At 65.9% G+C, this 8,532-nt stretch carries 8 protein-coding genes and 1 pseudogene; 5 read left to right on the forward strand and 4 right to left on the reverse strand.

Translation table 11 applies throughout. The features are described 5' to 3' along the window. Window positions 1-211: 211 nt before the first annotated feature. The 4 genes from flgH to flgF are packed head-to-tail and all read right to left on the reverse strand — an operon-like array spanning window position 212 to window position 3,746. The gene (gene flgH, locus SE92_RS34545; RefSeq protein ID WP_063203251.1) at window positions 212-976 is read right to left on the reverse strand and encodes a flagellar basal body L-ring protein FlgH; all 765 of its coding nucleotides are present in this window, start codon (window positions 974-976) and stop codon (window positions 212-214) included. 9 nt (window positions 977-985) lie between these two features. Beyond that, entirely contained in the window at window positions 986-2,119 is a 1,134-nt protein-coding gene (gene flgA, locus SE92_RS34550; protein ID WP_063203925.1) for a flagellar basal body P-ring formation chaperone FlgA, read from the reverse strand. Window positions 2,120-2,179: 60 nt separating this feature from the next. Further along, window positions 2,180-2,968 carry a flagellar basal-body rod protein FlgG gene (flgG, locus tag SE92_RS34555; protein WP_063203252.1) on the reverse strand — a complete coding sequence of 263 codons (789 nt, stop codon included), beginning with the start codon at window positions 2,966-2,968 and terminating at the stop codon, window positions 2,180-2,182. 16 nt (window positions 2,969-2,984) lie between these two features. Then, on the reverse strand, window positions 2,985-3,746 hold the full coding sequence (flgF, locus tag SE92_RS34560) for a flagellar basal-body rod protein FlgF (RefSeq protein ID WP_063203253.1): 762 nt from the start codon (window positions 3,744-3,746) through the stop codon (window positions 2,985-2,987). A gap of 377 nt (window positions 3,747-4,123) precedes the next feature. On the opposite strand from flgF, the gene fliL reads away from it, so the two are divergent. The 5 genes and pseudogenes from fliL to SE92_RS34585 form a co-directional block, all read left to right on the forward strand. Then, on the forward strand, window positions 4,124-4,624 hold the full coding sequence (gene fliL / locus SE92_RS34565; protein ID WP_063203254.1) for a flagellar basal body-associated protein FliL: 501 nt from the start codon (window positions 4,124-4,126) through the stop codon (window positions 4,622-4,624). A gap of 29 nt (window positions 4,625-4,653) precedes the next feature. Then, window positions 4,654-5,856, forward strand: a complete 1,203-nt coding sequence (gene fliM / locus SE92_RS34570) for a flagellar motor switch protein FliM (protein ID WP_063203255.1) — start codon at window positions 4,654-4,656, stop codon at window positions 5,854-5,856. After that, window positions 5,853-6,299: a DUF6468 domain-containing protein gene (locus tag SE92_RS34575; protein WP_063203256.1), complete on the forward strand. Its 447-nt coding sequence runs from the start codon at window positions 5,853-5,855 to the stop codon at window positions 6,297-6,299. The genes fliM and SE92_RS34575 overlap by 4 nt, the downstream gene beginning before the upstream one ends. Window positions 6,300-6,324: 25 nt before the next feature. Further along, window positions 6,325-7,089: a MotE family protein gene (locus SE92_RS34580; protein ID WP_063203257.1), complete on the forward strand. Its 765-nt coding sequence runs from the start codon at window positions 6,325-6,327 to the stop codon at window positions 7,087-7,089. Window positions 7,090-7,192: 103 nt separating this feature from the next. Then, window positions 7,193-8,532, forward strand: a pseudogene (locus SE92_RS34585) (tetratricopeptide repeat protein); the annotation flags it as partial.

The raw sequence follows: 8,532 nt of genomic DNA on the forward strand, positions 1-8,532 counted from the left end.
CAAAGGAAGATGAAGTTAAGGCAGGACGGCTCTTGCGGAGGCACATTCTCACGCTGCGCGCAAAGGTTCTTCGATTTGGCCGCTCTTTCCCGGTGCCACCTATCATCCACAAAATACATGCGGCCCTCGCCAGGGGAGCTAGCGAGGGCCGCGTAGTACATCGTCGTTCGCGCCTAGGTTCGCGAACACGATGTGGGAGCTCGGGAGAAGCTTAGAAGGGCAGCAGCACGTCCATGACTTGCTGGCCGTAGCGCGGCTGCTGCACGTCCATGATCTGGCCGCGGCCGCCATAAGCGATGCGGGCCTGCGCGATCTTGGTTGAATCGATGGTGTTGTCGCTCTGGATGTCCTCGGGGCGGACGATGCCGGCGACCACGAGCTCGCGGATCTCGTAATTGACGCGGATCTCCTGCTTGCCCTCGACCACGAGATTGCCGTTCGGCAGCACCTGCGTGACCACCGCGGCGACGTTGGTCTGCAGGGCTTCCGTGCGGTTGACCGAGCCCTTGCCGTCGCTGGAGGCGGAGGAGTCCGCGGTCAGGATGCGACCGGGCAGCACCTTCTGCGCCTGCGCGCCGAGGGTCTTGGCGCCGATGAAGTCGGTGATCCCCGAATCTTCCGAATTGGTGCGGCTGCGCTGGGTCTCGTTGGCGATGTTGGCCTTGTCCGTGATGTTGACGGTCACGGTCAGGAGGTCGCCGACCTGGCGGGCGCGCTGGTCCTTGAAGAAGGCGCGGCTGCCGTTGCGCCACAGCGAATTCGGATTGTAGGAGGCGACTTCCGGCTTCGGCATCGGCATCTGCACCGGCTTGTAGCCGGGCTGCGTCGTCGGATTGTCGATCGCCGATAGCTTCGGCTGCTCGCCGATCTGGGACAGGCGGTCGATCGAGGAGCAGCCGCCCAGCGCACAGGAAGCCAGCAGCAGGGCGGAGATCGCGATGCGACGAAGACGGGAAGCCGAACTGAAAGCGGACATGACGAACTCTTACTTGGCTTGAGCTTGCGAGACGCGAGCTTGCGGGATCTGGGCTTCTGCGATCTGGGCGGGCGAGGCGGGGGCCTGTACCAGGTTCCGCAGGAGTGCTGCGGTATCGACGGGGGCGGGCGCCTCGTCGCGCTTGAGTGAGGAGGTCTGATCGACCGCGGGCGCCATCGGCGCGGATTGGCTCGCGCCCTGGATCGTCACCTGGCCGCGAGCGGTGACCGTTCCGGTCAGCGTGCGCTTGGATTGCAGATTGAGGACGCTGACGGTGTCGCCCTCGGCGCCGCTCTCGATCGCCTTGCCGCGCGTGGTGAGGTAGAGGCCGGGCGCCTGGAATATGACGGTCACGGCCTGGTCGCGCACCACGAATTCGGGCTTGACGATGTCGGCGGAACGAAGCGGCGTGCCTGCGCGCATCGCGCGGCGCAGCTGCATGCCGACGCTGCGCTCGCGCGAGGCCGGCTCGCCGGTCACCTCGGCCTTCGGCCGGCGCTCCAGCGCGACGTCGGAGGCCTTCAGCGTATCGGTCCGGTCGATGTCGCGCGTCAGCACGGCCACTTCCACCGTCTCGATCGCGGTGCCGGAGAAGCGCAGCTTGGTCGGGGCCGGATTGGCGTCGTTGGCGATCTCGAAAGCGATGTCGAAACGGCCGCTGCGCGCGTCGTAGCGGGTCGCGACCGGCTGCAGCGCGCCGGTGTTGGAGGCATCCAGCCGCATCTCGGCGACGCCGCGGTCGAAGGTGACGGTGATGTTGGCGGCGTCCCCGAGGCCGAAGCGACGCTCGAGCGCGGAGGCGACCGCGGTTTCCAGGTCCTTGCTCGCGAGCGTGCGGGCGAGGCGGGTGACCTGGACCTCCTTGATGTCGCCGGTCATCACGCCGATCACCTGCTTGGCGCGGAGCACCGACAGCACCTGTCCGACCGTCAGCGTCCCGGTGGTGCCGAGATCGGGCGAGCGGTAGACCGGGACCAGCGCGGCCGATCCGGCATTGTCGATGAGATCGCCGACCCGCACCACGTCCGAGGTCACGGTGATGTTCGCACGCAGCGTCGGCGAGGCGATGAAATCGTCCGCGGCCGCGGCCGGCAAGGCCAGCGCGACAAGGGCGGAGAGGGTGGCGAGGGCGGTGCGGATCATCGTCATTGCTTCAGTGTCATTGCTTCAGGCTTGGCTTCAGACTTGGCTTCAGGCTTGGCCTCAGCGGAACAGCGCCGTGGTCGATTGCATCATCTGGTCGGCGGCGCTGATCACCTTGGCGTTCATCTCGTAGGCGCGCTGCGCGGCGATCAGGTCGCTCATCTCCGAGACGACGTCGACATTGGCCTGCTCCAGGCTGCCTTGCGTGATCTTGCCGTAGCCCTCGGCGTTCGCGGTGCCGTCCTGCGGCGGGCCGGACGACGGGGTCTCGGTGAACTGATTGCTGCCGACCGGCTGCAGGCCGGCCTTGTTGATGAAGCGCGTCACGCCGATCTGGCCGACGATCGAGGAGGTCGACGAACCCGGCAGCGTCACCGAGACCTGGCCCTGCTCGCTCACGGTGATGCCGGAGGCGTTTTGCGGGATCGTGATCGTCGGCTGCACCGGGTTGCCCTGGGCGGTTACGACGCGGCCCTGATTGTCCATCTGGAAAGTGCCGTCGCGGGTGTACTGGTAGGTTCCGTCGGGCATCAGGATCTTGAAGAAACCTTCGCCGGACATCGCGAGGTCGAGATCGTTGCCGGTCTGCGACAGGGTGCCCTGCGTCATGCTGCGCGGCGTGCCGACGGTCTTGACGCCGCCGCCGATGTCGACGCCGACGGGCACGATCGTGCCCTGGTCCGAGGCCTGCGCGCCGACGCGGCGGACGTGCTCGTAGATCAGGTCCTGGAACGCCGCGGTCTGCTTCTTGAAGCCGGTGGTGCGCAGGTTGGCGATGTTGTTGGAGATCACCTGAACGTTGAGTTCCTGTGCCGCCATTCCGGTCGCTGCGGTGTGAAGCGCCTGCATCTCAGTTCTCCCTCAATCAGGCCGGAACGTCGGCGAGCTTTTCGATCGCCGATTTGTGGAGGTCGCTCTGCTGCTGCAGCAGATTGGCGATGGCGGTGTAGCTGCGCATGACTTCGACCATGCGGGTCATCTCGCCGACCGAATTCACGTTCGACTTCTCGATGTAGCCCTGCTCGACGGTGGACTTGGTGGCGGGCTGCTGGATCGCGGAGCCGGTGTCATAGAGATTGGCGCCGAGCTTGGTCAGCTTGGCCGGATCGTCGAACGACACCATCTTGATCTTGCCGCGGATCGAGTCGGTCTTGGCGGTGCCCTCGAGCACCGTGATGGTGCCGTCGGGAGCGATGTTGATGTCGTGGTCGGTCGGCTGGAAGGTGATCGGGCCGCCGGTGCCGAGCACGAGGCTGCCGTCGGAGTTGACGAGCTGGCCGGTCGCGTTGAGCGAGAACTTGCCGTCGCGGGTGTAGCGCTCGCCGCCATTGACCTGCACGGCGAAATAGGCGTCGCCGCTGATCGCCATGTCGAGCGGGTTCTTGGTCATCTCCATCGGCCCCGGGCCGACGTCGCGGAAGGTGCCGCGGTCCTGCACGTAGGAGACCCGGCGGTCGGCGCCGATGAAATTGTCCTCACGCGCGTTCGAGTTGAGAAACTCCTCGAACAGCGAATGGTCGGCCTTGAAGCCGTTGGTGTTGGCATTGGCGATGTTGTTGGCGACGACATCCATCTGCCGTTCCAACGTCATCTGCCGTGACAAGCCGATCAGAAGCGCGTTCTGCATCGGAAATCTCCCCTGAGGGGGATCTGCCATTTCGCTCTCCCAAGCGCCTTGGCGGACCCCGTGAACGAGACCGTCGGGTTCTCCCAAACCGTTCGGCTCAGCCCTTCCTCAGCGAAAGCCGTGCCAACCTGGAAAGTTGGGTAATTTCAATGCTTTGCCAATTTTCGAGGGGTGCGGGAGGGCGGCAGAAAGGTTCTGTTAGCCATGTCTGCCCGGCAGATTTTTCCTAGCGGAAGCCCAATCGAAAGATTCCGTTAACCATTATTACCGTAGCGTTTGCCATGACAAGGAGCGCGTTGCGCCGGGGCATTTGTATCGCGTCACCGTCTTGAGGCTTCGCTCTTTCGACCCCTTTTAGAGATCCGGGCGCGGCGATCATGGCAGAGAATGAAGCGGAAGGCGGCGCGGCCGCTGAAGGCGCGGAAGCCGCTCCGCCGAAGAACAAGCTGAAGCTCATCATCATGGCCGTCGGCCTGCTCGCCGTCCTCGGCGGCGGTGCTGCAACCTGGTTCTTCTTCTTCCGTCACGGCGACGACGAGCATCATGCCGAAGTCGCCCCTCCGCCGAAGCCACCGTCCTTCGTCGACGTCCCCGACATCATGGTCAACCTCGCCGGCGCGCCGGGCGAGCGCGTGCAATATCTGCGGCTGAAGATCGTGCTGGAGCTGAAGGAAGAGAAGCAGATCGAGGCGATCAAGCCGACGATGCCGCGCGTCACCGACATCTTCCAGACCTATGTGCGCGAGCTGCGCCCCTCCGACCTCAACGGGTCTGCCGGCATCTTCCGCCTCAAGGAGGAGCTGACCAAGCGTGTCAACGCGGCGGTCGCCCCGGTCCAGGTCAGCGCGGTGCTGTTCAAGGAAGTCGTGATCCAGTGAGCGCTTGCGGAAGGTGATGGGCTAGCGTCATGGCCGGCAACGAGCAAATGGACCAGGATGCGATTGCCGCCCAATGGGAGGCGTCGCTCGATTCCGAGGATCCCGCGGAGGCCGCGAAGGCTGCCGCAGAAAACGAATTGTCGGAGACCATGGCCCTGCAATGGGCGGCCATGGTCGAGGACGGCAGCCGCGATCTCGGCAGCGGCAAGAACTCCGGCGAGCGGGTGCTGTCGCAGGAGGAGATCGACAATCTCCTCGGCTTCACCGTCGGCGACGTCGCGCTCGACGACCATTCCGGCATTCGCGCCATCATCGATTCGGCGATGGTCTCCTACGAGCGTCTGCCGATGCTCGAAATCGTCTTCGACCGCCTGGTGCGGTTGCTGACGACGAGCTTGCGCAATTTCACCTCCGACAACGTCGAAGTCTCGCTCGACCGCATCACCTCGGTGCGTTTCGGCGACTACATGAACTCGATCCCGCTGCCCGCCGTCCTCACCGTCTTCAAGGCGGAAGAGTGGGACAATTTCGGCATGGCGGTGGTCGATTCCAGCCTGATCTATTCCATGATCGACGTGCTGCTCGGCGGCCGCCGCGGCACCAGCCAGCTCCGCATCGAGGGGCGGCCCTACACCACGATCGAGACCGAGCTGGTCAAGCGGCTGGTCGAGGTGGTCATGGCCGACGCCGAGCAGGCGTTCCGGCCGCTGTCGCCGGTGACCTTCACGATCGACCGGCTCGAGACCAATCCGCGTTTCGCCGCGATCAGCCGTCCCGCCAACGCCGCGATCCTGGTGCGCCTGCGCATCGACATGGAAGACCGCGGCGGCAACATCGAGCTCTTGCTGCCTTATGCGACCATCGAACCGATCCGGGGCGTCCTGCTCCAGATGTTCATGGGCGAGAAGTTCGGCCGCGACCCGGTCTGGGAAGGCCATTTCGCCACCGAGATCAACCAGGCCGAGATCGCCGTCGACGCCGTGCTCTACGAGGCCGACATTCCGCTCAAGCAGCTGATGCGGCTCAAGGTCGGCGACACGCTGCCGCTGGACATGCGCGCGGACGCCAACGTCACGGTGCGCTGCGGCGACGTCACGCTGACCGAGGGGCGGATGGGCCGGGTCGGCGACCGCGTCGCGATCCGCGTGACGAAACCCTTGCGCAAGCCAAGTACGACACTTGCGATGTTCGAGAAAGTTGACGAGCAGAACAAGATGATGGAGGCCCCATGAACCACTCCCTGGGAATGGCGATCGAGACGCTGGTGGCTATCCTGCTGATGCTGACCATCTTCTACTGCGTCATGCTCAACAAGCGGCTGACGCGGCTGAAGGCGGACGAGCATTCGCTGAAGGCCGTGATCGGCGAGCTGATCACCGCGACGGAGATCGCCGAGCGCGCGATCGGCGGGCTGAAGCTCGCCGTGCGCGACGTCAACGAGAACCTCGGCAGCCAGCTCGCCGCGGCGACGCAGATGTCGGACCAGCTCTACAAGCAGCTCGGCGAAGCCGACAACGTGGTGCGGCGGCTGTCCAAGATCGCGATCGCCGCGCGCCCCATGACCAGTCCGGAAACGGTCGCCGCGCCCGCGGCCAAGCCGTCGACGGCGAAGGCGGTAGCGGCGGCAGCCGAAGCCTTCTCCGAGCGCCGACGATCCAACGGGCTTGCCGCATGAAGCCCTTGCCGCATGAAGTCAGGGTATGAAATCGTTTCGTAACATCCGCGTCATCCCGGTCGTCCTGGTTGCCGTCGCGGGCCTCGCCACGCTGAAGATCGCGGGCCTCGTGATCAATGGCGGCTATGTGTTCGACTACAAGCCGAACCAGGCCAAGAAATCCTGGGCGCAGGAGAATCTGAACTTCCCGACCGGGCGCGAGGAGCCGGAGATCATCACCGGGTCGACCCATGGCGCGCCGAAGGAGGCGCCCAAGCCGGCCGCGCCCGAGACCAAGCCGGAAGGCACCGTGGTCAAGATCGAAGAGGGCCAGCCGCAAGTCTCGGCTTCCGAGCGCGCGATCCTCGAACGGTTGCAGGCGCGCCGCCAGGAGATCGAGGCCCGCCAGCGTGAGATCGACATCCGCGAGAGCCTGCTCAAATCGGCCGAGAAGCGCATCGAAGGCAAGGTCGAGGAGATGAAGGCGGTGGAAACCCGCATCTCCGCGACGCAGGCCGAGCAGAAGGCCGCCGAAGCCCAGCGCATGAAGGGCCTCGTCACCATGTATGAAGGCATGAAGCCCAAGGACGCCGCGCGGGTGTTCGACCGGCTGGAGATGGGCGTGCTGATCGAGATCGCCTCGGCGATCGCGCCACGGAAGATGTCGGACATCATGGGGCTGATGTCGCCGGAGGCCGCCGAGAAGCTGACGGTCGAGATGGCCCGCCGGGCCAATGGCGGCGGCGATCAGTCGGCCTCGGCCGCGGAACTGCCGAAGATCGACGGCAAGCCGACGCAAAAGCCGAATTGAGGGCTCATACTTAAGAAGTCCTTAATTGGCAAAACCTTACAGTCGAGGGCAGGGGCCGGCATCAGTGCCGCCGTGGACCGTCGCAACGGAAGACATGCCGCCAATGGCGCGAGAGGCTGCCGATGGATTGTGGTCGCGAGCCCGCGCAATGGCGCCGGGGCTGTCGCGTCATGTCCGAAAAGCCGGAGTGCTGGCGGTCTGCCTGCTGGTCGGCTGGGGTGCGCCCGCCCGCGCGGCCGATGCCGTCAGGGGCGAGGCAAGCTTTTCGGCCGGTGGCGGCTTTGCCCGTCTCGTCATCAAGCTCGGCGAGGATGTTCCCTCCGAGGTGACGACCGCGGGCTCCATCCTCATCATCCGCTTCGACCGGCCCGTCGACGTTCCCGTCGACCGCGTGCCGGAAGGCGCGCCCGATTACGTCAACTCCGCGCGCCGCGATCCCGATGGCGGCGCCATCCGCCTGTCGCTGGCGCGGCGCGTCACCGTCAACACCATGAATGCCGGCGAGCGCACCTTCGTCGACCTGCTGCCGGAGGGCTGGAAGGGGCCTCCGCCGAGCCTGCCCATGGACGTGGTCAAGGAGCTCGCCGAGCGCGCACGTGTGGCCGAGCGCGCACTGCGCGCCCAGCGTGCCGCGGCGGAGAGCAAGAAGCGTCCGCAGATCCGCGTGCGCGCCTCGGTGCAGCCGACCTTCGTGCGCTTCGTGTTCGAGATGCCCGACGGCGTCGGCGTCTCCTCCGTGCTCAACGAGCAGAAGCTCACGCTCGCTTTCAACGCCAACCTCAATTTCGATCTGGCGGACGCGGTCGTCGCGGCGCCGCCGAACGTCGCCTCGATCAAGCAGAAGGCCGACATCGACCAGACCAATGTCGAGATCGCGCTGATCGGCGATTCCGACGTGCATTCGTTCCGCGACGAGAAGAACTACGTCGTCGACGTCTCCTTCCAGCCCGACAAGGGCAAGGCGGCGGTAACGCCCGAGGCGGCGATCACGCAGATGAAGCCCGCCGGCCACGGACCTCAGCCTGCGCCCGACAAGCCTGCGGCCGAGAAGCCGAAGGACGCCCATCGCGAGATCGCGCCGCCGACCTCGGAGACGATCGCGCGCGAAGCCAAAATCGACGTGAAGCCCGAAGCGCCCGCGGCGATGCCGCCCGCTGAAGCGCCGAAGCCGGCGCCTGCGATGGAGGCTGCGCACGCTCCGGAGCCGCCCAAGGAGGCCGTGAAGGAGGCCGTGAAGGAAGCCGCGAAGCCGGCGCCGGCTGTCGTCGAAGCCGCGCCAGCCAAGCCCGCGCCTGCTGAAGCGCCGAAAGAGGCCGCCAAGGAGCCGGTCAAGGAAGGCGCCAAGGAAGCCACCAAGGAAGCCACAAAGTCCGCACCCGCCGAGGCGCCGGCGGCGCCGCAGCCGAGCATCGCCAGCGTCGACGCGCGCCGCGACAGCGACGG

It is taken from the genome of Bradyrhizobium sp. AT1 (assembly GCF_001590795.1).
In the GTDB taxonomy this organism is placed as follows: domain Bacteria; phylum Pseudomonadota; class Alphaproteobacteria; order Rhizobiales; family Xanthobacteraceae; genus Bradyrhizobium.

Coding starts and splice junctions, on each gene's coding strand:
- flgH (WP_063203251.1), bottom strand. CDS start 976: ATGTCCGCTTTCAGTTCGGCTTCCCGTCTTCGTCGCATCGCGATCTCC.
- flgA (WP_063203925.1), bottom strand. CDS start 2,119: ATGATCCGCACCGCCCTCGCCACCCTCTCCGCCCTTGTCGCGCTGGCC.
- flgG (WP_063203252.1), bottom strand. CDS start 2,968: ATGCAGGCGCTTCACACCGCAGCGACCGGAATGGCGGCACAGGAACTC.
- flgF (WP_063203253.1), bottom strand. CDS start 3,746: ATGCAGAACGCGCTTCTGATCGGCTTGTCACGGCAGATGACGTTGGAA.
- fliL (WP_063203254.1), top strand. CDS start 4,124: ATGGCAGAGAATGAAGCGGAAGGCGGCGCGGCCGCTGAAGGCGCGGAA.
- fliM (WP_063203255.1), top strand. CDS start 4,654: ATGGCCGGCAACGAGCAAATGGACCAGGATGCGATTGCCGCCCAATGG.
- SE92_RS34575 (WP_063203256.1), top strand. CDS start 5,853: ATGAACCACTCCCTGGGAATGGCGATCGAGACGCTGGTGGCTATCCTG.
- SE92_RS34580 (WP_063203257.1), top strand. CDS start 6,325: ATGAAATCGTTTCGTAACATCCGCGTCATCCCGGTCGTCCTGGTTGCC.